Below are 25,214 nucleotides of genomic sequence, written 5' to 3' on the forward strand. Positions count from 1 at the left end.
ATATCGATACAGTATTTTATGGCGATACAAGCTGATTCTCTTTCTTCGTCTGCTGATGATGGTCGTCTGGTAGCCCCCGACGTCGAATCCTTTGCCGAAGACTCCATCGAGCGAGCCTTGCGTCCCAAGACCTTGGTGGATTATGTCGGGCAGCCCAGGGTGTGCGAGCAACTCGGGATCTTCATCGCAGCGGCGCGCCAGCGCGGCGAGGCGCTGGATCACGTCCTGTTGTTTGGCCCTCCAGGGCTGGGCAAGACCACGCTGGCGCACATTGTGGCGCACGAAATGGGCGTGCAATTGCGCCAGACATCCGGCCCTGTGCTCGAGCGTCCTGGTGATCTGGCTGCCATGCTGACCAACCTTGAACGCAACGACGTGCTGTTCATCGACGAAATCCACCGCCTGTCGCCGGTGGTCGAAGAAATCCTTTATCCCGCCCTTGAAGATTTCCAGATCGATATCCTGATCGGAGAAGGACCGGCTGCGCGCAGCGTGAAAATCGATCTGCAGCCCTTCACGCTGGTGGGTGCGACGACCCGTGCGGGCATGCTGACCAATCCGCTGCGTGATCGTTTTGGCATCGTGTCTCGCCTGGAATTTTATTCGGCGGATGACCTCACGCACATCGTGCAGCGCAGTGCCAGCCTGTTGGGAGCCGGGGCCAGCCCCGAAGGCGCCGCCGAAATCGCCCGGCGCTCGCGGGGTACGCCGCGGATCGCGAATCGCCTGTTGCGCCGGGTGCGTGATTACGCCGAGGTCAAGGCCGGTGGCAAGATCGACGTCGCCACGGCCCGTGCGGCCCTCGCCATGCTCGAAGTCGACCCCGAAGGCCTGGACCTGATGGACCGCAAACTCCTGGAAGCCATCGTGCATAAATTCGACGGCGGGCCCGTGGGGGTGGACAGCCTCGCGGCTGCCATTGGCGAAGAGCGCGACACCATCGAAGACGTGATCGAGCCGTATCTGATCCAGCATGGGTATCTGCAACGTACGCCGCGCGGTCGGATGGCGACCAAGCGTTGCTGGCAGCATCTGGGTCTCAAAGCCCCGGCCGCAGGCGCAGAACCCTCCTTGTTTTAGAGCAGGTCCTGTCCTACTTCGGCCGCAAAGCGCTCTGCCGGGCCGTTCCAACGCAGGCTGCCGGTTTCCAGCAAGTAGATGCGATCCGAATGCTTGAGCGAAAAGGTCAGATTCTGCTCCGCCAGCAGCACTGTCAGGCCGCTTTCCTGCTGCAGCCGAGTCAGCACGCTCGAGATGTCTTCAATGACTTTCGGGGCCAGGCCCAGGGTAGGCTCATCCAGCATCAGCAGGTGTGGTTTCTGCATCAGTGCCCGACCAATGGTGAGCATCTGCTGCTCGCCGCCGCTAAGGGTATGGGCGCTTTGACCCGCCCGTTCCCGCAAAATGGGAAACAGCCCGTAGACCCAGCCCAGCTGTCGTACACGCGCAGCCGCGTCCAGCGCGTGCCCCCCGAGTTCCAGGTTTTCGCGTACTGACATATACGAGAACAGCTCACGGGTTTCTGGGCACAGGGCGATGCCCAGGGAGGCAATGGCCGAGGGCTGGCGAGCCTTTAGCGTCTGGTCGTGGAAGCGGACGTCACCGGTGTAGTTCACGAATCCCAGGATGCTGTTGAACAGAGTCGTCTTGCCAGCGCCGTTCAGGCCGATGACGGAGACGAATTCCCCTTCGTGAACATCCAGCTCGATGTTTCTCAGGGCTTCGGATTTTCCGTAGTGCATCGAGGTAATGTGGGCCTGCAGCAGGGGCTTTCGGGCGAGATCGGTGGTGGCTGATGCTTGCCTGGGTTGCGCGGTCTCCAGCGACTTGCCGAAGTACACCTCTTTGACGCGTGCGTTCTGGGTAGCGTCTGACGGGCTCCCCTCGAAAATCTTCTGGCCTGCGTGCATGACCGAAATGCGGTCTACCAGTTCGGCAACAGCCTTGACGTTGTGATCCACCAGCACGATGGCGCACCCGGCGTCGCGCATGGAGAGGAACAGGGTAGAAAACTCGCTCGTCTCGCGCGGGGCCAGTCCAGCAAAGGGTTCGTCCAGCAGCAGTACCTTGGGGTTGGACGCAAGCGCCTTGGCCACTTCCAGGCGGCGCAGGTCGGCAAAGGGCAGGGATGCTGGGCGTTGATGCAGCACGTGATCGAGGCCCACACGGTGGGCGACCTCACGTGCCTGCTCATTGGTCTTCGCGCTGATGCGCCATTGGAAGAACGTGTCTGGCAGGAGTGCGAGCTGGATGTTTTCCAGGACAGTCTGGCGCCGCAAGGGCCGTGAGTGCTGAAAGACCATGGTCATTCCGGCCTTGGTGATCTCGTGCGTGGGCAGCCGTGCAATCTCACGCCCATCCAGCTTGACCGAACCGCTGTCAGCGCGGGTGATGCCCATGGTCAGTGTCAGGGTGGTCGACTTCCCCGATCCATTGGGGCCAATCAGGCCGAGGATTTCGCCACTGTCCACCGAAAACGCCATGTGGTCCACGGCCTGCAATCCGCCGAAGTGCTTCGAGAGTCCGGCGACTTCCAGTGTGGTCATGCGTGACGCTCCTCGCGCGTGTGGAACAGGCTGATGAAGCCGCCTGGGGCAAATAGCAGAACCAGGAGCCCCAGTACCGCCACGGCCGCGCCGCTGAGCTGACCGAAGGGGCGCAGGATTTCTCCGGCGACGATGAGAAAGATAGCGCCCAGGACCGAACCAATGATGGTACGCCGCCCTCCCACGATCGCCGCGATGATGATCTGGACCACCACCGACAGTGCCACGACAGTGCCTGGGGACGCCGTCCCAAAGTAGAAAACGGTCATGGCACCGGCGAGTCCCGAAAAAAGGGCGCTCAGCATGAATGCGAAAATCTTGAACTTGGCTACGTTGAACCCCAGCGTTCTGGCCGCGTCCGAATCCTGCCCGATAGCCTGCAGGATGAGGCCCAGCGGCGAATTCACGATCAGGCGCAGGATCAGTGCGGTGGCGGCCATGAGCCCCCAGGCATAGTAAAAGTTCCCGGCGCTGCTGTCGGTGAGAATATCGGGGAGGGCAAGGCCGATCTCGCCCCCCGTATAGTTGGCAAAGATCGTGATCAGGTCGCTCAGGATCAGCAGTGCGACCAAAGTCACCAGGCCGAAATACGGGCCTTTGAGCCGCAACGCCGGGCCGGCCAGCAGGAGCCCTCCGACAGCGGCGGCCACGATGCCTGCCGGTATGCAGGCCCAGACGGGCCAGTTGAGCAAGGTGTTGCACAGGCCGGCACCATAGGCCCCGAGCCCGATCAGGAAGGTCGGGCCGAAGTTGACCTCTCCCAGATATCCGAACAGCAGGTCCCAGTTCATCGCGTAGACGGCCACGTAGAACGCGAAGGTGAGCACCCCCAGGTAATAGCCAGTAGTGATCAGGGGTAGCCCTGCAAGCAGGATGAAGAAAAGCAGCGTCAGGGCCAGTCGCCAATTCGGGCGATGTGGTGTGGGCTGCAGTTCGTTGGGTGCACGGGGCATGGTCGGGTCTCTCGTGGGCTCAACGGCGTCCGAACAGGCCTTGCGGCCGCACGTACAGCACCAGGACCAGCAGGACGAGTCCGGGCAGCTCGCTGATGGCGGGGGAAATCAGGAACGCGGTGAGGGTACTCAGGACTCCGAGAATGTAGGCCCCCACCAGCGAGCCCAGGATGTTGCCGAGCCCGCCCAGCACCACGATGGTGAACGAAATTGCCGTGATATTGGTGGCCACTTCGCCACTGGCGCTGGTAAACGATGCGAGCAGGACCCCTGCCACGCCGACCACCAGTCCGTACAGGCCCCAGATGGCAACGTGCACGCGGCGGATGTCGTAGCCGACGATGGCCAGCCCTTTGGGGCTCATGGAGGCCGCCAGCATGGCTTTTCCCATGCGCGTACGGGAAATGAAGAGCCAGAGCGCGATGAGGACGAACCAGGCCACCCCACCGATCAGCAGACTGTTACGGGGCACGGTGTTGCCGCCGATTTGCACGACGCCGTGCAGCATGGGTGGGGTCGTGACGGGGGTGGCGCCGAACGTCCACTCCAGAACGCCTTGGATGATGATGGCGACCAGCAGTGTGGCAACCAGCTGAAAGACGTGTTTCTCTTCAGGGGGAATATGGCGGAAACGCTCGAGCGGCAGGATGACGAGCGCATAGAGCAGGTAGGTGGCCACGATCGCTGCCAGCACGCCCGTCAGGGCCGAGAGATAGACGCCCAGTCCCGTGTGTTGGGCCACGTACCAGGCCACCATGGCGCCCAGCACTACGAGCGCGCCATGCGCCAGGTTCAGAACACCCGAGATGCCAAAAATGGCGGCCATCCCTGCGGCACCCAGTGCGTAGATCGCGCCGATGACGAAGCTGCTGATCAGGATTTGTATGAGGAGGTCCATGTCCGGAGGGGGCGGAAGTGGGATGATGCGTGTCGGAATCCCGACCCGAAGACGAACCTCGGGCCGGGTGCGTCAGCCCCTCAGGGCTTTGGCGTGGGGATATAGCTCGGGACTTCGATCTTCCCGGTAGCCAGCCGTGTCGGCCAGATGATCACTTGCTTGCCGTTCTGCCACTGGAAGGCGATGACCGATGCACCTTTGGACGTGTCCGGATCAGCGACCAGTTCGTGCGCGAACGGGCTGTTCAGGCCATAGAAGTGGATGCGTCCCATTACGCCTTCGATGTTGGTACTGGCCAGGGCCTTGACCAGTGCGTCGCCCTTGGCTTTGCCGTGAGTACGCTTGAGGGCATCCGCCAGCGCGTACATGGCTTCGTAGGTGGAATACGCCCCGTAAGCTGGCTGGTTGATGTGGAAGCGCGCCTTGTAGGCGTTGTAGAAGGCCGCGGTCCGACTCGTGACGGCAGCGCCCGAGAGCCCGGCGCTCGTCGTGATCAAGCCGTCCGTTGCCCCGTTGGTGGCCGACCAGAAGTCGGATGAGCTGGCCGACGCGTTGATGCCGTCAAACAGCGCGGGAACTTGCTGCTGATGCCATTGGACAACGGGGGGTACGCTGACGTGCGCAACACCCGCCATGATCACGTTGGCCTTGTCGCTCTTGATCTTGCTGTAGATCGGAGTGAAGTCGGTCGTGCTGGGTGCGAAGCGTGTGTGGTTGACGACCTTGAAGCCGGCCTTGGGCAGGCAAGCCTCATAGGTCTTGTCCACGGCCTTGGTCCAGTCGGCGTCTTCACTCAGGATCGCCACCCGATTGAATCCGGCCAGCTGCGGGTTCTTGATGAGCGTGTCGTGGCCGATCTCGCACACTTGCTGCGCCTGGATCTTCGAGTTGAACCAGAACGAGAAGGTGTATTTGAAGCGGTCAGGCTGGGCGTGCGTACGGCCCGGGATTTCTGGTGACGCAGTTGCCGTGATGAGCAGGGGCGTCTTCAGGCGAGAGGCCCAGGGCATCAGCGCCAGCCCTACCTCGCTTTCGAAAATACCTACCACTGCTACGGAGTGGTCTTCCTGCACAGTGCGTTGGAAAGCCTGAGCAGCATTGGTCGCAGATTCTTGTGTGTCGTAAGGGTAGAGCTTGATGGGACGGCCGTCGATGCCGCCCTTCGCGTTGATTTCAGAGGCAGCCAGTTCGGCGGAGTTGAAGATGGACTTCCCCAGGATCTGGCTCTTGGGTGCCAGCACGCCGATGGCGATGGGTTCGGCCGCCAGGGCCTGTGGAACCGCGAGTGTGTAAGCCGTTACACCCAGGGACACGGCCGTCAGGGCCAGCCAGGGGCGAAGTTTACGGAGTCTCATTCTTTTGTCTCCTTGCCACATTGAACCATTGTGAAGTTCTGCCGAACGTGCGCGGTGTCTGGTTGGTTCAGTGAGCGCAGGAGTCGCGTTTGCAGCGGCAGTGGAGTTCTCAGTGTAGGGGGCGTGTTCTTACGCCAGCCTGAAAAACACTTGACATCTTGCTTTAAACACTATTTGCCGTGAATGAATTGGGGTTCGGGGTGTTTTCGGCGACGTACCATGGTCTGGATTTTCTGGTGGAGGTAAATCGTGACTGAAGGAAATCTGGCTGAGGTATCGCCTGTGGCCCCGTTGGCTGACCCTGATGTGGAGCTGACCCGCATCTTCAGCGCCTACACCATGTGCGGGACGATCTGGCTGATCTTTGCTACGGCGGTAGGAGTGCTGCTGGCGCTCAAACTGGTGTATCCGGAGCTTTTGAGCACGGCTCTGCCGTTGACGTTCGGGCGGCTCAGGCCCATCCATACCAACGATACCTTCTACGCTTGGGCGAGTCCGGCCATGATCGGGTTGGCCTTCTACATCGCGGCCAAGAGTTCGGGGGCCCGCCTTTACAGTACCAAGCTTGCGTGGGTGGTCCTCGTCCTGCTGAACGTCGCCGCCATCGTGGGGACGGTCGCCCTGGATCTGGGGTTCAACAACGGTGATCAAGAATATCGCGAGTGGTTGCCCTGGATTCGGATGATTCTGGCGCTGGCATTGGTGCTGACCGCCTGGAATCTGATCGGGACGGTGGCGCGGCGAGTGGGCAAGGACATCTATTTGTCGAATTGGTACACCATGGGCGGTACCCTGTGGACCATCATCATCTTCCTGATCACCCTGACCCCGTGGTATCAGCATGGACTGGGCCAGGTGGCGGTGCAGGGATACTACATGCACAACGCCGTAGGGATGTGGTTCACGCCGCTGTGTCTGGGGATTTTTTACTATGCCTTGCCCAAGGCCATGAACCGGCCCATTTACTCGTATTCTCTGGGCATCTTTGCGTTCTGGACCAATCTGGCGTTCTACCCGCTCTTGGGCGCGCACCATTTTCTATTCAGCCCGCTGCCCTGGTGGCTGCAGACAACCGCCATTGTCGCGAGCGTGGCCATGTTCGTCCCGGTCTGGGGCGGGAGCGCCAATTATCTGCTGACTATGCGGGGCCGCCCCGAGCGCCTGCATCGCGCCCCGGCCATGTTCATCCTGGTGGGGGTTCTCGGTTACCTCATCGGTTCGTCTCAAGGGACGATCGAGGCGTTCCGCTCCATGCAGGAGATCTGGCACCTGACAAACTTCACCGTGGGGCATTCGCACCTGACGATGTATGGCTTCGTGACCTTCGCGATCTGGGGTGGAATCTATGAGCTGCTGCCGCGTGCGACGGGGCGGCATCCCAACAATCTGCTCATGGGCATCCACTTCTGGCTGGCCGTGGTAGGGCTGGTGGTGTACGTGATGGCGCTTTCCATTGGCGGCACCATTCAGGGGTTGGACTGGGTGGCGGGCAAGCCGTTCATTGATTCCGTGGTGGACATGGCACCGTTCTGGCTATGGCGCACGGTGGGCGGGGTGCTGATGTTTGTGAGCCATCTGGTGTTTGCCTGGAACGTCTGGGACATGACCTATCGTCGTGCACCGGGCGCGGGACGCATGCCGGTCATAGCCGAGGTAGGAGTCTGAACTATGTACAAGTTGTTGGCGATTGCAGGGGGCTCTACCCTGATGTATGCCGTCTGGTCCGTCATGATGGCCATCCTGCCGGGTTTCGAGCTGGCCGCCGTGCCCCCCGGGGATGGTGTGAGCCAGCTTACGCTGCTGCAGCAGCATGGTCGGGATGTCTACGTGAGCGAAGGCTGTGCTTACTGTCACACCCAGCAGGTCCGACCTTTGCCGGTGGACCAGATTTTTGGGCGCCCGTCGGCTCCTGGGGATTTTGCCTACCAGACACCTGAGCTGTTGGGGTCGGAGCGTACGGGGCCCGATCTGACCAATGTCGGTGCGCGCCAGGCCAGTGATGTCTGGCAATACATCCACCTCTATGACCCGCGTGCCGTGGTGCCACAGTCGGTCATGCCGTCGTTCCGTGCCCTCTTCAAGGTGGTGGACCAGGTGCCGGCCGGTGAACAGGCAGTGCCGGTGCCCAAGGCCTATGCGCCAGCCCATGGCGTGGTCATTCCGACGGCCAAGGCCAAGGCACTCGTCGCCTATCTGTTGTCGCTCAAGCAGCCGCCACTCCCCAAGGGGCAGTCCACCGGCATGGCGGCTCCGGCTCCTGCCGCACCGCCTGCCCCCAAGGGCAGCACGCCGGCTGCGGCCACGGTAGCCAGCTTTGATGCCGCCAACGGTTCGAAACTCTTCGCCTCCACGTGCGCGGCCTGTCACGGGGCGCAGGGGGCAGGGGTTCCGGGCGTGTTTCCGCCGCTGGCGGGAAATCCGGTCGTCAACGACAAAGATCCCAGTGAGCACGTGCGCGTCGTGCTGCACGGCCTGCATGGTCGTGCGATCAATGGCACGACCTATGCGGCCCAGATGCCTTCTTTTGCGGCGCAGCTCAGCGATGCCCAGATTGCCGACATCATTGATCATGAGCGAACGTCATGGGGCAATCACGCGCCTACGGTGACAGCGAAGCAAGTGGCGGCGATTCGCGCCAAAGGAGAACAACCATGATGATGGAAGTCTGGGCAGCCCACTGGGTGGGTAATTTGCTGCTGTTGGGCGTGTTCGGGGTGGGCACGGTGGCGTGTTTCATCGTTGCGATCCGCATGTTGATACACCCCGGTGAACGGGCGCATGATCATCCCAAGTATTTGATTCTGCATGACGATCGGTAAAGGAGCCCTATTCATGGAAAACGAACCCCGCATCCGTATTTTTCTGGATGATGAGCCCGAGCCGATTGCAGAGTACGCACCTCCTGTGGCCGTCAATCTGGATACGCACGCATTGCCCGATGGCAAGCATCGCTTGCTGATCGAGGCCCGCAGCCACAACGGACGCGTGGGTGTGCGCGAAGTTCCTTTTCAGGTTCGCAATGGCCCCGGGATCACCCTCACCGGAATTCGTCCCGACGCCATCGTGCACGGCAACCTGAGTTTCACGGTCAATGCTTTTGGCGCTGAAGAGCCCTTTGAGCCGCGCCGTGCAGAGTCCCCGTCGCCCATCCCGGTCTGGCTCTGGGTGCTGTCGTTGGTCATCGTGGCCTGGTCGACCTGGTATGTGGCAGTCAATTGGGAGCCGCCCGCTCCCTATGCTCAGACGCCCACTTACGTGCAGGGTCGGATGTGGCAGCATTGACGGTGCGGCGCTGATGTGCCAGGCCCAATGCGGCGAGGGCGCGTAAGTGACGACAACCTCTGCGGGCTCTCAGGGCTCTTCGGCAACGCAGGCGATGACATCCAGCCCATAGGCTTCGCGCTTGCGGATTCCGACGCCGCTGATGCCACTCAGGTCATCCAACGTATGGGGTTGTTGCAGTGCGATGTCGCGTAGCGTGGCATCGTGGAAGATCACATAGGCGGGGACGCTGTGGGCTTTGGCCACTTGGGCACGCCAGGCTCGCAGGCGCTCGAAGCGTTGCTGGGCATCTTGCGGAAGCTCAGTTGCACGCGCAGCGGCAGTGGCAGATGATCGGGAGCCTTTGCCGTGCGCCTTGTGTGCAATGGGCCGCAGCATCAGTGCGCGCTCGCCTTTGAGCACGGCGCGGCTTGCGTCCGTCAGGGCCAGTGTGCCGTAGCCTTCCAGGTCCACTGTCAGCAAGCCAAGTGCCAGCGCCTGGCGCAAGATGCTGCGCCAGCCCTCTACCGACTGTGTTGCACCGACGCCGAACACGCTGAGTGTCTGGTGTTCGTACTGTTTCACGCGGTCCGTCATCTGGCCACGCAGAATATCAATGATGTGACCGCCTCCAAAACGCTGTCCGCGCTCGCGCCACAGGCGGTAGATGGTCGACAGCAGTTTCTGCACTGCGACGGTGCCATCCCAGGTCACAGGGGGCTCGATGCAGGTGTCGCAATGGCCACAGGGCTGGATCGTTTGGCCAAAGTAAGCCAGCAGTTGTTGTCGGCGACAGCCGACCGTCTCGCAAAGCGCCAGCATGGCGTCCAGCTGTCGCACCTGACGGCGTTGATGCAGGAGGTCACCCTCTGATGCGTCGATCATGCGGCGTTGCTGCACGACATCCTGAAGCCCGTACGCCAGCCACGCATCGGCCGGCAGCCCGTCGCGTCCTGCCCGGCCTGTTTCCTGGTAGTAGCCCTCGATGGATTTGGGCAGGTCGATATGGGCGACGAAGCGCACGTCGGGCTTGTTCACCCCCATGCCGAATGCAATCGTAGCCACCATGACGATGCCGTCTTCGCGCAGGAACCGTGCCTGGTTTTCGGCTCTTGCCTGGGTGGAAAGGCCGGCATGGTAGGGCAGTGCGGTGATACCGTTGCGATTGAGGAATTCGGCCGTGTCTTCCACGCGTGAGCGCGAAAGCGCATAGACGATGCCACACTCGCCCGCGTGGTCCTCGTGGATGAAGGCGAGCAGCTGGCGCCGCACCTCGTGCTTTTCGACGATGCGGTAGCAAATGTTGGGCCGATCAAAGCTGGCGACGAACTGTGGAGAATCCTGCAGGCTCAGGCATGTGACGATGTCGGTGCGGGTCGCTTCCGTCGCGGTGGCGGTCAGTGCGACCCTGGGGATGTCAGGCCAGCGGTCCGTGAGGATGCTCAGTTGCTGATATTCGGGACGGAAGTCGTGCCCCCATTGTGAAACACAGTGTGCTTCGTCAATCGCGAAAAGAGCAATCCGTCCCGCAGCCAACAGTTCCAGGCAGCGCGGCGTGAGCAGGCGCTCGGGCGCGACATAGAGCAGGTCCAGGTCGCCCCGCAGGTAGGCTTGTTCGACGGTACGCGCCTGACTGGCGGTTTGTGACGAGTTCAGGAACGCGGCGCTTACCCCCAGCTCCTGCATGGCATCGACCTGGTCCTGCATCAAGGCGATGAGCGGAGAAATGATGACGCCGACCCCTTCACGTACCAGTGCGGGAATCTGGTAGCACAGCGATTTCCCGCCACCGGTGGGCATGAGCACCAGGGCGCTGCCCCCTGCAACGATGTGTTCGATGATGGACTGTTGTTCCCCCCGGAAGGTTTCGTAGCCGAAGACCTCTTGCAGGGTTTTGAGGGCACTCCGTGGAGGGCTGGAAAAAGTGTGCGGACGAGTCGACATCAGGCGGTCAGAGGCGAGACAGTGCCTTCAGTGCATGCCGGATGCTTTCTGACACGCTCAGACCAGCAGGGATGCCGGCGGCTGCTTTGCGGGCTTCAGGGGCAGAATAGCCCAGCGCCTGGAGTGCATGCAGGACGTCTTCCGTTCCGCTGGGGGCCTGGCCGTCGGTATGGAGGGTGGGCGCAGCAGAGTCGAGTTTGCCGCGCAGTTCCAGCAGGAGCCGTTCGGCCGTCTTTTTGCCGATTCCCGGCACTTTGACCAGCCTGCCCGATTCCTGTTGTTCCACAGCAGCAGCGAGATCTTCCACGCTGAGCCCCGACAGCACCGCGAGTGCAGTGCGCGCGCCAATGCCATTGACCTTGATCAGGGCGCGAAATGCGCGGCGTTCAGCAGCGGTCGCAAAGCCGTACAGGACATGAGCATCTTCGCGGATGGCCAGGTGCGTGTGCAGGGTGACGGTCTGACCTACGGCCGGGAGCTTGTAAAGCGTGCTCATGGGTACGTCAATTTCGTAGCCCAGGCCTGCGGTTTCGATGCACAAGGTGGGCGGAGTCACTTCCCGCAGGATACCGGTGATGCGACCAATCATGGTGGGGTTCCTCTCAGGAGATGATGCGCCCGGTACGCAGGCGACGGGTGCGGTGAGATAGCGTGTCCGGGGCCAACGCCTGCAGACGGTTGGCCAGCGGGGCGCAGTGCGCATGGCAGATGGCACAGGCCAGGGCGTCGGCCGCGTCGGGAGCGGGCGTGCCGTCCAGAGACAGCAGGTGGCGCACCATAACCTGAATCTGCTCCTTGCTGGCGTGGCCCGCGCCGACCACGGCCTTCTTGATCTGCAGGGCTGTGTATTCCTGTACGCTCAGGCCAGAATCGGCCAATGCACACAGCGCGGCACCGCGCGCCTGCCCCAGCAGCAGCGTGGAAGCGGGGTTGGTGTTGAGGAAGACCTTTTCCATGGCCGCCTGATCGGGGCGGGCGTCGCGGGCCACCTCGCGCAGATTGTCGAGGATGACTTTCAAGCGTTCGGCCAGCGGCTGCGCAGAGGGCACCACGATGGTCCCGCTGGCGACGTAGCGCAGCCGCGCCCCCTGGGCTTCTATGATGCCGAAGCCCGTCCGTCTGAGTCCCGGATCGATTCCCAGGATGCGCATCAGTGGCGGAAATGCCGCGTGCCAGTGAAGACCATGGCAATGCCTCGCTCGTCGGCCGCGGCAATGACCTCGTCGTCGCGGATGCTGCCGCCCGGTTGGATGACGCAGATGGCACCCGCCTCGGCCACGACGTCCAGGCCGTCGCGGAACGGGAAGAAAGCGTCGGAGGCCACGGCAGAGCCCTGCAGGCTCAGGCCGGCTTTTTCAGCCTTGATGGAGGCGATGCGGGCCGAGTCGATGCGACTCATCTGCCCGGCTCCCACCCCCAGCGTCATGTGCTGGCCGCAGAAGACAATGGCGTTGGACTTCACGAAGCGGGCGACGTTCCATGCAAAGGCCAGATCGTGCATCTGTTGTGACGTAGGTGCCACGCGGGTGACCACCTTGAATTCGGATTCGTGGGCCACGCGGACATCGGGATGCTGCATCAGCCAGCCACCGCCCACGCGCTTGACGTCGAAGGGGTTGTGTTCCGGGCCTGTCTTGACTTCCAGTACCCGGACGTTCTTTTTGGCAGAGAGCACCGCGCGTGCGGCGTCGCTGTAAGCGGGGGCGATCAACACTTCCAGAAATTGGTGGCTGACGGCCTGTGCGGTGGCCTCATCCACGGGAGTGTTGAAGGCGATGATGCCGCCAAAGGCCGAGGTCGGGTCGGTCTTGAACGCCTGCTGATAGGCTTGCAGGGGGGTATCGGCGAGTGCCACGCCGCAGGGGTTGGCGTGCTTCACGATGACGCAAGCCGAAGTGCTGAAACTGCGCACGCATTCCCAGGCGGCATCGGCGTCGGCGATGTTGTTGTACGAGAGCTCCTTGCCCTGAGACTGGTGGTAGCCCGCCAGCAGGCCCGCGCCCACGTGCAGGTCGTGGTAGAACGCCGCGTCCTGGTGCGGGTTCTCGCCGTAGCGCAGCGCTTGTTCGCGCTGCATTTGCACAGTCAGCACGCGCGGCCAGGTTTCGCGCTCGGGCACAGCCTCGGGCGCGGGCTCCCGAGTGGCCAGGCTGGTCATGTAGGCAGCGATCGCGCCATCGTATGCTGCCGTGTGGGCGAAGACCTTGGCCGCGAGCTCCAGCCGCAACCCATACGAAGGTTGGTGGGTGGGGCCATCCATGTCGGCCAGCACGCGGGCGTAGTCGGCAGGGTCGATCACGACCGTCACGCCCCCCGCCGCCGACCCGTGGTTCTTGGCCGCCGAGCGCAGCATCGTGGGACCACCGATGTCGATGTTTTCGATGGCGTCCGCCAGAATGCAGTCTGGGCGGGCAATGGTCTGCTGAAAGGGGTATAGATTCACGACCAGCAGGTCGATGAGTGGAATGTCATGCTCTTGCAGCGTCTTGAGGTGAGCAGGATCGTCCCGTCGGGCCAGCAGCCCGCCATGGATGCGGGGGTGCAGGGTCTTGACCCGGCCATCCAGAATTTCAGGGGAACCCGTGTAATCGGCCACCTCGGTGACGGTGAGGCCGGCTTCATGCAACAGGCGTGCCGTGCCGCCAGTGGACAGCAGCGAAACTCCACGTTGGGCAAGTTCACGGGCGAATTCGACGATGCCCGACTTGTCGGACACGGAAATGAGAGCGGTCTGGATGGTCATGGTGGTGATGACAGTCAAAGGAAGAAGTGAACGGGTGCGGCTTCTGGCAGAGAACGTGCAAGGAGAGTGCGTGCAATCCCTGGATCAGATCTGGTGCGTCTGGAGCTTCTTGCGCAGGGTGCCCCGCGTGATGCCGAGCAAGTCTGCCGCGTGGGTCTGGTTCCCCTCGCTGCGCTCCATGGCAACTTGCAGAACGGTGCGCTCTACACAGGAATTGACCATGGATAGCAGGTCGTGCGGAGTGGAATCGCCGAGGTCGGCGAAGTAGCGATCCAGTTGGTCGCGAACGGCTTGTTCCAGAGGAGTGGCGGTGCTCATGTGGCGGAGTGCGAATCAGTGAATGGCGGTTGAAAGAGGAAGAACAGGGGCATCGGCCGGGCGGTCGTCCAGCCATTGGCGCAGGCGCTCGGATTGCTCGGCAGTGCTGTCTATCGTCATGATGCCGGTGATCAGGGCGTCGGCGCCCGGCAGATCGGCCAGATACCAGCTGATGTGCTTGCGCGCGCTGCGAACACCGGTGTGTTCTCCGTAGAAAGTGTAGTGGTCTTCGAGGTGCCCCAGAAGGTGCTCGCGCAGCTCTCCGTAGGTGGGCGGTGGCAGGTGCGTGCCATGTTCCAGGTAATGAGCCATTTCGCGGAAGATCCAGGGCCGCCCCTGTGCCGCGCGTCCCACCATGATGGCATCTGCGCCCGTGTAATCGAGCACCCAGCGCGCTTTCTCGGGCGTCGTGATGTCTCCATTGGCGATGAGCGGAATGTGAATGGCTTGGCGCACGGCACGAAGGGTGTCGTATTCGGCCTCCCCAGTATACAGGTCGCATCGGGTGCGACCGTGTAGCGTCAGTGCCGCAATGCCGCAGTCTTCGGCCAGCCGCGCGATGCGCACCGCGTTGCGACTGTCGCGATCCCATCCGGTTCTGGTTTTGAGGGTGACCGGAATCCCCAGGGGGGTGCAGGCCGCCACGACACGGCTCAGGATACGGGCGACCAGCGGTTCGTCTCTGAGCAGCGCCGAGCCGGACGCGACATGGCATACCTTCTTGACCGGGCAGCCCATGTTGATGTCGATGATGCGCGCGCCCTTGCGGACGTTGTGGATGGCTGCCTCGGCGAGCATCTCCGGGTCTGCACCGGCGATTTGCACGGCGATCGGGTCGGGCTCCCCAGCGTGATCCAGACGACGCGACGTTTTCACACTGTCCCATAGGGCCGGGTTGCTGGCCGCCATCTCGGAGACTGCATACGCCGCGCCCAGCGCCTTGCACAGGCGCCGATAAGGGCGGTCTGTGACACCCGCCATGGGGGCGACGCAGACGGGGTGGGGCAGGGTCCAGGTTCCGATACGCATGGAGGGCATTGTAGGGCGTGCGTAGCTCAGAGGCGCTGGCCTTGCATGAGCTGCCGGGCCAGCGGTTTTCTCAGGACGGGAAGCAGGTCGAGTGCACAGAGTGCCAGGCCGCAGGTATGACGCTGCAGCGGATTTTCTGTGGCGAACACTCGCGGCAGAACATCGGTGAGGCTCAGGGTCACGCTTCGATCCAGGCGCCTCTGGCGGGCGTAGTGTTCCAGGGCAGGCTGTATTGGCTCCCCTGGGTTGGTGAGCCATGGAGCAACGGCGTACGTCAGTTGAGCAGCATCACGCAGCCCCAGGTTCAGGCCTTGTCCCGCGACGGGGTGCAGAGTTTGTGCGGCATTGCCCACGGCTACGACGCCGATGCCCTGAAGGCTGGGGCCTGCATGCAGCGAAAGAGGGAAGGTGTGGCAGTCGCTGACCCGTTGCAAGGCGCCCAGCCGATTTCCGAATGCGGTTTGCAGCGCGTGGTTGAATTCGGCGGCTTGCAATGCCTTCAGGGTTTGCGCCCGCGCGGGCGAGACACACCACACCACGTTGTACAGATCTGTAGCTGCGGGGTGAGGTAGCAGAGCGAGCGGCCCCGTCCGCGTGAAGCGCTCGAAGGCGCGACCTGGGATAGGCGTCTGGGCGCGCACGGTGGCCAGCACGGCATGCTGGTCGTAGCCTCGGGCGATCCCCTCAGGCCGGACTCCGTCCGAGAGCAGGGCAAGGGGCGCCTGCAGCAGAGAGCCGTCCGCCCGCGTCAATGACACCGGCGTGCCTGGTCTTGGGCGTGGGGGGTGTTCAAGAATGCGGGTCACGCCGCTGTCGGCGACCGCGTGGTGCAGGGTCTCGAGCAGGTCGTCGTAGGCGACCACGCTGCCCAGGCGCGGCGTGTCGAGTTCGGACTGGTCGATCAACGTGCGGCCGAGATGCCCCGCCTGAGAGACATGGACGGTCAGGATGTCGGCTGCGTGTGCAGGCCAGGCGCCCAGGTCTTCGAGCCAGCGTCGGCTACCCTGGTTGAGCGCGAGTGCACGGGGGTCCAGCGATGTTCCTTCGGGGCGGGGGGCGAGCTGCGGCCCCATCAATACGATTCGGTCCGGTTGCGGCGCGACATGCGCCAGGCTCAGGGCCAATGCACACCCCACGGGACCTGAGCCCAGGATCGCAACGTCGTAAAGGGTGGAGGTCATGAGAATTGCAATGGTCGAAAACGACCATTTTAGAATGCTTTAAACTACCCGATCATTGTTGTCCGACCATCGTCGAGGGACGTTCATGGATTGGCTCACCTGGCTGGAACCCTGGGAATTCTCTCCCACGCTGGTGCTGATATTTCTGCTCAGCGGTTGGCTCTATGTGCGTGGCAGCAAGGTTCACCGGGTGGGTCGGGTTCGGCAGACGCTTTTCTGGTTTGGCTGGGTTCTTCTGTACCTGACTTTGCACACACAGGTAGATTATTTCGCCGAGCGGATGTTCTTCATCCACCGCTTGCAACACCTGGTACTGCACCACCTTGGTCCGCTCATCATCATGGGCTCCTATCCGGGTCAGGTATTGCGCGCCGGGTTGCCGCAGCGCTGGCGCAGCTGGCTGGCCCGCGCGCGCCACGGTCGTGGGGCGGTCCATCTGCTCGAGACGCTGGCCACTCATTCCATTCTGATCCCCATCCTGTTCGTGCTGTTCGTGCTGGTCTGGGTCGAGCCCACCGTACAGTTCTACTCCATGCTGGATTGGCGCATCTACCGCTTCATGAATTGGGGCGTCGTGGTCAGCGGTGTGCTGTACTGGAACCTCATCATGGACCGCCGCCCGCATCCTCCAGCCGGCATGGCGGCGGGGTGGCGGGTGCTCTCTCCAGTGTTCACGATGCTGCCGCAGATGATTGCCGGGGCTATCCTCGTGATCTCTGAACACGATATCTACCCCGTCTTCGATCTGTGTGGCCGGGCCATTCCCGGGATCACCGCCATGGAAGACCAGGTGCTCGGGGGGCTGATCATGTGGGTGCCAGCAGGCCTCATCGAAGCTTTTGGCCTGTTGTACGCACTGGGTACACTTCTGCGTTTATCGGAACACCATCGGCTGCCACTACCCAGACGCCCTGTGCGCCAGGTGGTGCGCGAAGCCTGACGAGGCACTCTTGATGCCCTGGGTTCGGCGCGCGGGCGGGGGGCTATGCCTTGGTGCGGCGCTCGCCCTTTCTCTTCCTGCCTGGGGGCAGCCCATCGGTTTGCCCAGCATGGGTGCCACGTCGGCTGCAGAGCTGTCGCCATCGGTAGAACATCTGCTGGGGGAGGCCATCATGGAAGAAGGCCGCCATGACCCCACCTACATTCCCGACCTGGACATCAACCAATACCTGACGAGCCTGGGGCGCCGGCTGGCCGCGCATGCGCCTCAACCGCTCACTCAACCCATCACGGTGTTTGCCATACGCGACCCCTCCATCAACGCATTCGCGTTACCGGGCGGGTACATCGGTGTCAATAGCGGTCTGGTGGTCGCGGCCCAGAACGAATCGGAAATGGCCGGCGTGCTGGCGCACGAGATCGGCCACGTCATGCAACGGCACATTGCCCGCGGGATTGCGCAGGCGTCGCAGGGGACCGGGATGATGGTGGCCAGTCTGGTGGGCGCCTTGCTGGCCGCCTTGGCCGGTCAGGGGCAGCTCGCCATGGGCGTTGCCGCCTTTGGGCAGGCAGCCACCATCGATCGGCAGCTTGGGTTTTCACGCAGCGCAGAGCAGGAAGCCGATCGTGCGGGCTTTCAGATGATGCGTGCGGCGGGGTTCGACCCACGTGGCATGCTCGACATGTTCCGCAAGCTTATGGGTGCGGCAAGCCTGAACGAAGGGGCGGGCAGTGTGTATACCTCTACTCATCCCCTGTCGATCCAGCGCCTGTCCGATATCGAAAACCGCTTGGCGGAGCTGCCGCCTGTCCATCCGAAGCCAGATCCCGAATTCTGGTTCGTACGGGCGCAGCTCGCGCTGATACAGGCCCGAGGCAACGATAGTCGCCGTAACCTCACTCAGTCCTTGCGGGCGCAGTCACGGGGCACTCAGGTGTTGCCACGGGCAGCGGCCCTGTACGGGTTGGCCTCTCTGGAACAGATCTCTGGCAAGCTGGAGCAGGCGCAGGCTGATCTGACTCAAGCGGCCGCCTTGCAGGATTCGCCGCAAATTGCCGTGCTGGGCATCCGCCTGGCGGCCGCGCGCAGTTCCGTCGCTGCGGTCGAGGCTGGCGCAACGGCCTGGAAGCGTTGGCCAGACAGCCAGGGCGTGGCGTACGAGCGGGCACGCGCCTTGCAGGCAGCAAAGCAGGATGCGGCTGCCGTCCCCTTCCTTCAGGCTCGGATCACCCAGTGGCCCGACGTGCCCGAATTCCAGAAGTTGCTGGCCGACAGCCTCAATCGTCTGGGCCGCCAGGCGGCCGCGCACGAAGCCTTGGCATCTTATTACGAGCAAACGGGCGCTTTGCCGACGGCGGTCGAGCATCTGGAGCAAGCCCGCCGTCTGTCCAAGGACTTCTACGCGCAGTCGAAGTTGGACGCCGAGATTCGCGAGGTTCGCGAGCGCTTGAAGGCGCAGCAGGCTTTGCTGGCGCCGTACAAGAAAAACACCAGCAGTCAGTGAGCTTTTGGTGGAGTGGGTGGCAAGCGTGCTTCGCGGGACACGACGGCCTCCTCGCCGATGAGCCCTGGCGGGCGGAAAATGAGCACCAGCATCAGGATTAGGCCGATCAGAATGGTTTGTGCTGCGCCTCCCTTCACCTGCAGGTCCAGCGGGAGTAGCGCCTGTGCCACGCTGCCGCTCAGCGTCCAGGCCGCCCACATCAGAACAGCTCCCAGAATGGCGCCCCGGTTGTTGCCGCTTCCGCCCACGATCAGCATGGTCCAGACCTGGAAGGTGAGAATCGGCAAAAAATCCTGCGGGCTGATGAAGCCGATGAAGCTTGCAAACAGCGCGCCACCCACGCCCATCACGGCCGATCCGATCACAAAGGATTGCATGCGAAAGCTGAAAGGGCTCTTGCCCAGCGAAGACGCAGCTTCCTCGTCTTCGCGGATGGCCTTGAGCACGCGGCCCCAGGGGGATCGCACAATGGCCTCCAGCGCTCCATAAATGATGAGGAGTGTGACCACGGTCACGGCTAGCATCAGCAGGTTGTTGGCCGCGACGGACTCCAGTGTGCCCGGGAGCGGTCTGGGGATACTGGCAGCGCCTTGGCTCCCGCCAGTGAGCGCTGCCGCGTTGAGTGCGACGAGCTGAAATATGGTGCTCACGCCGATGGTGACGATGGCCAGGTAGTCGGCGTGCAATCGTAGGGTTGGGATGCCCACGACGAAGCCAATGAGCGCGGTGATCAGCGCTGCTCCTACCAGCCCCACCAGGTAGGGGAGATGAAATCCGCCCAGATGCGTGCCGTAGTGGGGGCCACACAGGATGGCGAAGGTGTAGGCTCCCACCAGGAAGAACCCTGAAACCCCGATGTTGAACAGGCCCGTGTAACCCCATTGCAGGTTCAGGCCCAGGCAGACCACGCCGAAGATCAGCGCCTGGGTCAGGAAGAACACCAGGTACGAAGCGATCCCGGTCATGAGCGGTCTCCCAGCAGGCCCTTGGGGTAGAGAAGAAGGATGAGGAACATCAATGCGAAGCCGACGGCCGGCATGTAGGCGGCGCCGATGAAGGGCACCGACATGGATTCGGCCACGCCGATGATGAGCCCCCCCAGCACGGCGCCGTAAATGCTGCCGATACCGCCCAGGATTGCCGCTGCAAACATGGGCAGGATGAGATTGAAGCCCATATCAGGAGCGATTTGCACCGTGAGTCCGAACAGCACACCGGCAATGGCTGCCAGTGAGCCGCCTACGATCCAGGTCCAGCGGATGATCCGCGCCACGTCGATGCCCGTGATGCTGGAAAGCGCCGGGTTGTCCGAGACGGCTCGCATGGCTTTTCCCAAGCGCGTTCGCGTGAGAAACAGATGCAAAGCCACCATCAGGATCGCCGTCAACACGATCACGAAAACCTCGTCGGCTGTCATGCGCATGCCGGGGAAAATCTCGGTAGCAATGGCGATATTGCGCGAATAATATTCTGGCTGAGGCCCCCAGACGAAGATCACGACGTTGCGTAGCAGTAGCGACGCACCGAAGGATGCGATGACCAGGGTCACCTCGATTTCACGGCGCCGCAGCAGACGAAACAGCAGCCAGTCCAGCAACAGCGTCAGTCCCGAGGTCAGCACTGCAGCGACAATGATGGCCAGCAGAAAATTCCAGCCGAAGGTCAGGGGTCCCAAAGTGCTGCTGCTGGCGAACAGGCTAGCGAATACGAGTGCGAAATACGCGCCGAAGGTGAGGAATTCACCGTGTGCAAAGTTCGCGAAGCGCAGGACGTTATAGGTCAGCGTCAGGCCGATTGCGCCCAAGGCCAGCGTGGCCCCAAGAATGATTCCGTTGGCAAAGTATTGCAGCATCAGGTCAACCCCTTGCGGACGCCCAGGTAGAGCTCGCCTACCTCGGGGTTGTGCAGCAACTCGTCGGCACTGGCGCTGATTCGGTCCTGGCCCTGGGCCAGCACGTAACCGCGATCCGAAATGGCCAGTGCTGCCTTGGCGTTTTGCTCCACGATCAGGATAGTGACGCCCATGTCGCGGATTTCGTGAACTTTGTCGAAGACGATGCCCACCAGCTTGGGAGACAGCCCCGCCGACGGCTCGTCGAGCATGAGCATGCGCGGTTGTGCCATGAGCGCTCGGGCCACCGCAACCATCTGACGCTCACCGCCCGACAAAGTGCCTGCTGGTTGCCGACGCCGATTGTTCAGTGAAGGGAAAAGCGCGAACATGCGTTCCACGCCTGCTCGGACCGCCGCCTTGTCGCGTTGGATGTAGGCCCCCATTTCAAGGTTCTCCTGGATGCTCAGGCGAACGAAGACATTGTGAGTCTGGGGGACGTAGGCCAGACCTCGCAGCACCATGTCGTGTGCAGGCACCCCGGCCAGGCTGTCGCCGAACAAGGTGACTGCGCCGCCATGAACAGGCACCAGGCCGGCGATGGTTTTGATGAGTGTGGATTTGCCCGCGCCGTTGGGACCCAGTACGGTGACGATTTCGCCTTCGGCTACGGAAAGATCGATTCCTCGCAGGATGTCGACTTCAGCGGTGTAGCCCGCCATCAGTCCGCTCACTTGCAGTGCGTTTGCGGTCATGACGTGACTCCTCCCAGGTAGGCTTCCAGCACCTGAGGATCGTTGCGCACTTGTTCGGGTGTGCCTTCCAGGATGAGCTGCCCCTGTGCCATGACGAGCACCGGGTTGCACAAGGTCATGATGAGATCCATGTTGTGCTCGATGATGAGGAAGGTGATGCCCCGCTCGTTGAGTTCGCGCAACTTGTCCATGATGGTGACCAGCAGGCTGGGGTTGACCCCTGCTCCTGGTTCATCCAGCAGGATGAGTGCCGGATCGGCCATCAGCACACGGGCCAGTTCCAGCAGCTTTTGCTGTCCTCCGGACAAATTTCGTGCGAATTCTCCCGACAGCGTTTCCAGCCCCACGAAGGCCAGGATTTCGCGTGCACGGTCGCGGCAGGCGTGTTCTTGCGCCCGGACTGTCGGTCGGCGGAACCAGTTGTTCCAAAAGCGTTCGCCCGCTTGTCCAGCCGGAACCAGCATGGTGTTCTCGAGCACAGTCATGGCGGCAAAGGGGCGCGGAATCTGAAAGGTGCGGACCAGTCCCTGCCGGAAGATCCGATGTGGCGGGAGGCCACCTATGGGTTTCCCGTCGAAGGTGATCGAGCCCGAGGTGGGGCGATGGAATCCGGCGATGGTATTGAAAAGGGTGGTCTTGCCGGCCCCATTGGGACCGACCAGTCCGGTGATGGCATGCGGCCTGAGTGTGAAGGACACGTCGTCGACCGCGCGGACACCACCAAATTCCTTGACCAGGTGACTGACTTCCAGCATGGGTCTCTGTTTCCCGGAAGAGGTGTGACCCCGGGGTGCACGATGCCCCCGGGTGGCGTCCTGATCTACTGAATTTCCTTGCGCAGCGTGTTGATCTGGTCGACCGTGACTGTACCGGTGTTTTCAACCTTGCCCTTGACGACTGACCACACCACCATGGGCGCCGCAATGTCGCCGTTGGCGTCAAATTGCAGTGGGCCCGACGCTCCTATATATTGAATGGGTTTCTTTTCTGCAATCAGCTTGGCGGCCTTCTTGAGCTCATCTACCCCGGCGTAGATCTTGGTGCCGTTGGGGTCTGTCACCTTGCGGATGCCGTCCCGGATGTCGGTGCCCGTGGCTCCCTTGGCGTATTCCATGGCGAGCCCCACCAGGATGGTGCCGTCATAGGCGTTGGTGATGTAGGCCTGCGTAGGCAGCTCACCGTATTTTTTCTGGAACTCTTGCTGGAAGGTAGCTAAAGAAGGCGTTTTGGCCGAACCAGCGGCTGTCCCGTGGACGGCCTTCATGTATTGCGTGCCCACGTCATTGACGAATGGCTGCGACTGCAGGCCATCCGGGAACAAAAAGTTTCGGGCTCCACCGGCTGAAATCCACTCGCGCGCAATCGTGGTCCCGTCGCCCGGGTAGCCGATCAGAAACAGCGCGTCAGGGGTTGGGCTCAGCGCTTTGTTCACTTCCGAGCGATACGAAGCTTGTGCCGGGTTGTAGGTGACGTTTTCCGTGACGACTCCGCCCAGTTTCGTGAACGCGTGGGAAAATTGCTCGCTGAGTCCTTGCCCGTAATCGTTGTTCAGATACAGGATGGCCACCTTTTTCAGGCCTGCATCTTTGGCCACCTTGGCCATGGCAACGCCTTGCAGTGCGTCAGAAGGCGTAGTCCGGAACCAATAGCCCCCCGTCTTGCCTTCTTGCGCCAGCTTGGTGAAGGTCGGTGAGGTCGACGCAGGCGAAATCAGTACGACCTTGCTCGGAGCCGTCACCGAGGTCAGGATCGCAGCACTGACCCCACTGGAAAGCGCACCCACAATGGCGGGTACGTGCTGGATGTCCACGAGTTTCTTGGCGGCATCGACTCCCACGGAAGGGTTGGTCTGATCATCAAGCAGAGAGAGCTTCAGGGTACAGGCTTCGCCTCCTGCAGCGTTCAGGTCGGCGACGCCCAATTCTGCGCCCTTCGCGATCTGCTGGCCCAGAAGTCCCAGTGACCCGGTAAGCGACATGATGCTTCCGATGGTCGTGGTGCACGCAGCCTGAGCTGTTCCGACGCCGCATAGTCCTGCGAGCAGGGCTGCGGCGAGCATACGCTTCTTGAACATGGCAATACCTCCTTTGTGGGGAATAGGGTTGCCAACAGGGTGGTCATCGCGCAATTCGGCCAGTGAGCCAGCGGTGCGGGCATTTAGGGAAGCTGTGGGATGGACACTCCATGTGAGAAATTGTTCCGGGATCTAGGGAATCCCCTAATCAGTGGATGGTTCGTGAAGCGTTGGGAATGTCCAGCAAGGACGCCTCACGAGGGGCAGGAGAGGCGTGGTGCACGATAAGGCGCCAGCCGTCCGGTCCTTTCTGGTAGATGTTGGTGGTGAAGAAATTCAGCGTGTCGCGCCCGCGAGAAGTGTCCATCGTGATCTGCTCAATCAGGATGTGGACGGCGTTCATCACTCCCATGATGGCGTGCACTTGAGCGGGATGGGCTGTGATGGGACCGTTGGAAAAGATGTGCTCCCAGGCCTCCTGGATGGCGCGCGGCCCTAGGGTGCGCAGCCCCCCGGGGTGGACGCAGGCGACGTCTTCATCGTCTCCCCAGACGCGCATCATCAGGGCAACGTCGCCCTGACGCATGGCTTCGTAGAAGGCGTATTCGGCTTCTTCGGGGGTAGAGAACATGTGACTGCCTTGCGGGAGGGTGCGTCGGCGCGGCTCAGTGGTGGTCGTGAGCCTTTTCGCTGTCGCGTAGCGCGTATTGCGCACCGCAGTACTGGCATCGAGCCACCTTGTTTTTCACGACCTCGATGTAAATGCGCGGGTGCATGCTCCATAGCGGAGCGTTGGGGCCCGGGCAGTAGACTGGTAGATCGTCTCCGCTCACGTAGATGATGTCCTGCTGTTTGGCGGATTCTGGAGTGCTGCTCATGAAGATTCCTGTGAAATGGGCCGAGGGATGACGCCTGGTCTGTAGGCGTCAGACCTTGAAAAGCCAGTGATGGTACTTGGGGGTCTTGCCCGACACGGCGTCGAAGAACGCTTTTTGCAACTGGGCCGTGATGGGGCCGCGCTCGCCAGCGCCGATTTGCCTCCCGTCGATTTCGCGGATGGGGGTCACTTCGGCCGCCGTGCCGGTGAAGAAGGCTTCGTCTGCAATGTACAGGTCATCGCGAGTGAGGCGTCGGGAGACCACTTGCAACCCGAGGTCGGCTGCAAGCTGGTGGATGGAGGCGCGAGTGATGCCGGTCAGCGCGCACGCGATGTCGGGTTCATAGAGCACGCCGTCGCGTACCATGAAGACGTTCTCGCCCGAGCCTTCCGCCACGAAGCCTTCGGTATCGAGCAGGATGGCCTCGTCGTAGCCACCGTCCAGGGCCTCGGCGTTTGCCAGGATGGAGTTGGCGTATGTGCTTGCCACCTTGGCGCGTGGCATTGTCACGTTGACGTGCTGACGTGCGAAGGACGAGATCTTGACGCGAATACCCTGCTTGAGGGCTTCTTCACCCAGGTACGCTCCCCAAGGCCAGGCCGCGATGGCGACGTGGACCGAAGCCCCCTTGGGTGACACTCCCATTTTTTCCGAGCCGTAGAACACCAGAGGCCGGATGTAGCAGGATTCGAGCTCGTTGCGGCGCACGACTTCGGCTTGTGCCTCGCTGATCGCTTCGCGCGTGTACGGGATCTTCATCTGGTAGATGTGTGCCGAGTTGAAGAGTCGTCGCGTATGGTCTTCCAGACGGAAGATCGCGGTGCCGTGGTCGGTCTGGTAGGCGCGTACACCCTCGAAGACGGCGAGCCCATAGTGCAGCGAATGCGTCAGCACGTGGGTGGTGGCATCGCGCCAGGGCACGAGTTTTCCGTCATACCAGATGAAGCCGTCGCGATCTGCCATTGACATGATCATCCCCCAGTGTTTGGTGGGTTCATTGTAGCAATTGCACCGTGGGTGGCGATGCACGTTAAAATACTCCGTTCATGAACGCGCGGCGGCTG

At 62.1% G+C, this 25,214-nt stretch carries 26 protein-coding genes; 7 read left to right on the forward strand and 19 right to left on the reverse strand.

What is annotated here, in order from left to right:
* The first annotated feature begins 18 nt into the window (after positions 1–18).
* Positions 19–1,080, forward strand: a complete 1,062-nt coding sequence (gene ruvB / locus VF285_RS10270) for a Holliday junction branch migration DNA helicase RuvB (protein ID WP_346952529.1) — start codon at positions 19–21, stop codon at positions 1,078–1,080.
* Here ruvB and VF285_RS10275 read toward each other — a convergent pair.
* The 4 genes from VF285_RS10275 to VF285_RS10290 all read right to left on the reverse strand — a co-directional run bounded on the left by VF285_RS10275 (position 1,077) and on the right by VF285_RS10290 (position 5,752).
* Entirely contained in the window at positions 1,077–2,546 is a 1,470-nt protein-coding gene (locus VF285_RS10275) for an ATP-binding cassette domain-containing protein (RefSeq protein WP_346952530.1), read from the reverse strand. The two genes, ruvB and VF285_RS10275, sit on opposite strands and share 4 nt — an antisense overlap.
* Positions 2,543–3,499, reverse strand: coding sequence for a branched-chain amino acid ABC transporter permease (locus VF285_RS10280; protein ID WP_346952531.1), 957 nt, complete (start codon positions 3,497–3,499; stop codon positions 2,543–2,545). Before VF285_RS10280 ends, VF285_RS10275 begins: the two co-directional genes overlap by 4 nt.
* A gap of 19 nt (positions 3,500–3,518) precedes the next feature.
* A complete protein-coding gene (locus VF285_RS10285; RefSeq protein ID WP_346952532.1) occupies positions 3,519–4,397 on the reverse strand; it encodes a branched-chain amino acid ABC transporter permease in 879 nt (292 codons plus the stop codon).
* An 80-nt stretch (positions 4,398–4,477) separates the two neighbouring features.
* Entirely contained in the window at positions 4,478–5,752 is a 1,275-nt protein-coding gene (locus tag VF285_RS10290) for an ABC transporter substrate-binding protein (protein ID WP_346952533.1), read from the reverse strand.
* 249 nt (positions 5,753–6,001) lie between these two features.
* Between VF285_RS10290 and VF285_RS10295 the strand changes: the two genes are divergently transcribed.
* Genes VF285_RS10295 through VF285_RS10310 form a run of 4 tightly spaced genes read left to right on the forward strand, consistent with a single transcriptional unit; the run spans position 6,002 to position 9,034 of the window.
* A complete protein-coding gene (locus tag VF285_RS10295; protein ID WP_346952534.1) occupies positions 6,002–7,417 on the forward strand; it encodes a cbb3-type cytochrome c oxidase subunit I in 1,416 nt (471 codons plus the stop codon).
* A 3-nt stretch (positions 7,418–7,420) separates the two neighbouring features.
* Complete coding sequence (locus tag VF285_RS10300; protein WP_346952535.1) at positions 7,421–8,407, forward strand: cbb3-type cytochrome c oxidase subunit II; 987 nt, start codon at positions 7,421–7,423, stop codon at positions 8,405–8,407.
* On the forward strand, positions 8,404–8,571 hold the full coding sequence (locus VF285_RS10305; RefSeq protein WP_346952536.1) for a hypothetical protein: 168 nt from the start codon (positions 8,404–8,406) through the stop codon (positions 8,569–8,571). Before VF285_RS10300 ends, VF285_RS10305 begins: the two co-directional genes overlap by 4 nt.
* A 13-nt stretch (positions 8,572–8,584) precedes the next feature.
* Positions 8,585–9,034, forward strand: a complete 450-nt coding sequence (locus tag VF285_RS10310) for a hypothetical protein (protein WP_346952537.1) — start codon at positions 8,585–8,587, stop codon at positions 9,032–9,034.
* A gap of 69 nt (positions 9,035–9,103) precedes the next feature.
* Here the strand turns inward: VF285_RS10310 and recQ are convergent, their stop codons facing one another.
* The 7 genes from recQ to VF285_RS10345 all read right to left on the reverse strand — a co-directional run bounded on the left by recQ (position 9,104) and on the right by VF285_RS10345 (position 16,228).
* Positions 9,104–10,957, reverse strand: coding sequence for a DNA helicase RecQ (gene recQ / locus VF285_RS10315; RefSeq protein ID WP_346952538.1), 1,854 nt, complete (start codon positions 10,955–10,957; stop codon positions 9,104–9,106).
* A 7-nt stretch (positions 10,958–10,964) separates the two neighbouring features.
* On the reverse strand, positions 10,965–11,546 hold the full coding sequence (gene ruvA / locus VF285_RS10320) for a Holliday junction branch migration protein RuvA (RefSeq protein ID WP_346952539.1): 582 nt from the start codon (positions 11,544–11,546) through the stop codon (positions 10,965–10,967).
* Between the two features lie 13 nt (positions 11,547–11,559).
* Positions 11,560–12,108 carry a crossover junction endodeoxyribonuclease RuvC gene (ruvC, locus tag VF285_RS10325; protein ID WP_346952540.1) on the reverse strand — a complete coding sequence of 183 codons (549 nt, stop codon included), beginning with the start codon at positions 12,106–12,108 and terminating at the stop codon, positions 11,560–11,562.
* Positions 12,108–13,700 (reverse strand): bifunctional phosphoribosylaminoimidazolecarboxamide formyltransferase/IMP cyclohydrolase, encoded by a 1,593-nt coding sequence (gene purH, locus VF285_RS10330; protein ID WP_346952541.1) that lies wholly within the window; start codon positions 13,698–13,700, stop codon positions 12,108–12,110. Before purH ends, ruvC begins: the two co-directional genes overlap by 1 nt.
* A gap of 84 nt (positions 13,701–13,784) precedes the next feature.
* Positions 13,785–14,018: a helix-turn-helix domain-containing protein gene (locus VF285_RS10335; protein ID WP_346952542.1), complete on the reverse strand. Its 234-nt coding sequence runs from the start codon at positions 14,016–14,018 to the stop codon at positions 13,785–13,787.
* Positions 14,019–14,033: 15 nt separating this feature from the next.
* Positions 14,034–15,047: a tRNA dihydrouridine synthase DusB gene (dusB, locus tag VF285_RS10340; RefSeq protein WP_346952543.1), complete on the reverse strand. Its 1,014-nt coding sequence runs from the start codon at positions 15,045–15,047 to the stop codon at positions 14,034–14,036.
* A gap of 26 nt (positions 15,048–15,073) precedes the next feature.
* The gene (locus VF285_RS10345; RefSeq protein WP_346952544.1) at positions 15,074–16,228 is read right to left on the reverse strand and encodes an FAD-dependent monooxygenase; all 1,155 of its coding nucleotides are present in this window, start codon (positions 16,226–16,228) and stop codon (positions 15,074–15,076) included.
* 85 nt (positions 16,229–16,313) lie between these two features.
* On the opposite strand from VF285_RS10345, the gene VF285_RS10350 reads away from it, so the two are divergent.
* Together VF285_RS10350 and VF285_RS10355 are read left to right on the forward strand one after the other, a co-directional pair.
* On the forward strand, positions 16,314–17,168 hold the full coding sequence (locus tag VF285_RS10350; protein ID WP_346952545.1) for a cytochrome c oxidase assembly protein: 855 nt from the start codon (positions 16,314–16,316) through the stop codon (positions 17,166–17,168).
* 13 nt (positions 17,169–17,181) lie between these two features.
* Entirely contained in the window at positions 17,182–18,672 is a 1,491-nt protein-coding gene (locus tag VF285_RS10355; RefSeq protein WP_346952702.1) for a M48 family metalloprotease, read from the forward strand.
* Here the strand turns inward: VF285_RS10355 and VF285_RS10360 are convergent.
* The 8 genes from VF285_RS10360 to VF285_RS10395 all read right to left on the reverse strand — a co-directional run bounded on the left by VF285_RS10360 (position 18,666) and on the right by VF285_RS10395 (position 25,119).
* Positions 18,666–19,637, reverse strand: a complete 972-nt coding sequence (locus VF285_RS10360) for a branched-chain amino acid ABC transporter permease (RefSeq protein ID WP_346952546.1) — start codon at positions 19,635–19,637, stop codon at positions 18,666–18,668. The genes VF285_RS10355 and VF285_RS10360 overlap by 7 nt on opposite strands.
* Positions 19,634–20,524: a branched-chain amino acid ABC transporter permease gene (locus tag VF285_RS10365; RefSeq protein WP_346952547.1), complete on the reverse strand. Its 891-nt coding sequence runs from the start codon at positions 20,522–20,524 to the stop codon at positions 19,634–19,636. Before VF285_RS10365 ends, VF285_RS10360 begins: the two co-directional genes overlap by 4 nt.
* Positions 20,524–21,258: an ABC transporter ATP-binding protein gene (locus VF285_RS10370; protein WP_346952548.1), complete on the reverse strand. Its 735-nt coding sequence runs from the start codon at positions 21,256–21,258 to the stop codon at positions 20,524–20,526. The genes VF285_RS10365 and VF285_RS10370 overlap by 1 nt, the downstream gene beginning before the upstream one ends.
* Positions 21,255–22,013, reverse strand: a complete 759-nt coding sequence (locus tag VF285_RS10375; protein ID WP_346952549.1) for an ABC transporter ATP-binding protein — start codon at positions 22,011–22,013, stop codon at positions 21,255–21,257. Before VF285_RS10375 ends, VF285_RS10370 begins: the two co-directional genes overlap by 4 nt.
* A 65-nt stretch (positions 22,014–22,078) precedes the next feature.
* Entirely contained in the window at positions 22,079–23,332 is a 1,254-nt protein-coding gene (locus VF285_RS10380) for an ABC transporter substrate-binding protein (RefSeq protein WP_346952550.1), read from the reverse strand.
* A gap of 148 nt (positions 23,333–23,480) precedes the next feature.
* Complete coding sequence (locus VF285_RS10385) at positions 23,481–23,903, reverse strand: YybH family protein (RefSeq protein ID WP_346952551.1); 423 nt, start codon at positions 23,901–23,903, stop codon at positions 23,481–23,483.
* Positions 23,904–23,937: 34 nt separating this feature from the next.
* Positions 23,938–24,150 (reverse strand): zinc-finger domain-containing protein, encoded by a 213-nt coding sequence (locus tag VF285_RS10390; protein WP_346952552.1) that lies wholly within the window; start codon positions 24,148–24,150, stop codon positions 23,938–23,940.
* Positions 24,151–24,198: 48 nt separating this feature from the next.
* Positions 24,199–25,119, reverse strand: coding sequence for a branched-chain amino acid transaminase (locus tag VF285_RS10395; protein WP_346952553.1), 921 nt, complete (start codon positions 25,117–25,119; stop codon positions 24,199–24,201).
* Between the last annotated feature and the right edge of the window lie 95 nt (positions 25,120–25,214).

Origin of the sequence: Castellaniella sp., from assembly GCF_036379515.1 — a bacterium.
Classification (GTDB): domain Bacteria; phylum Pseudomonadota; class Gammaproteobacteria; order Burkholderiales; family Burkholderiaceae_B; genus Castellaniella.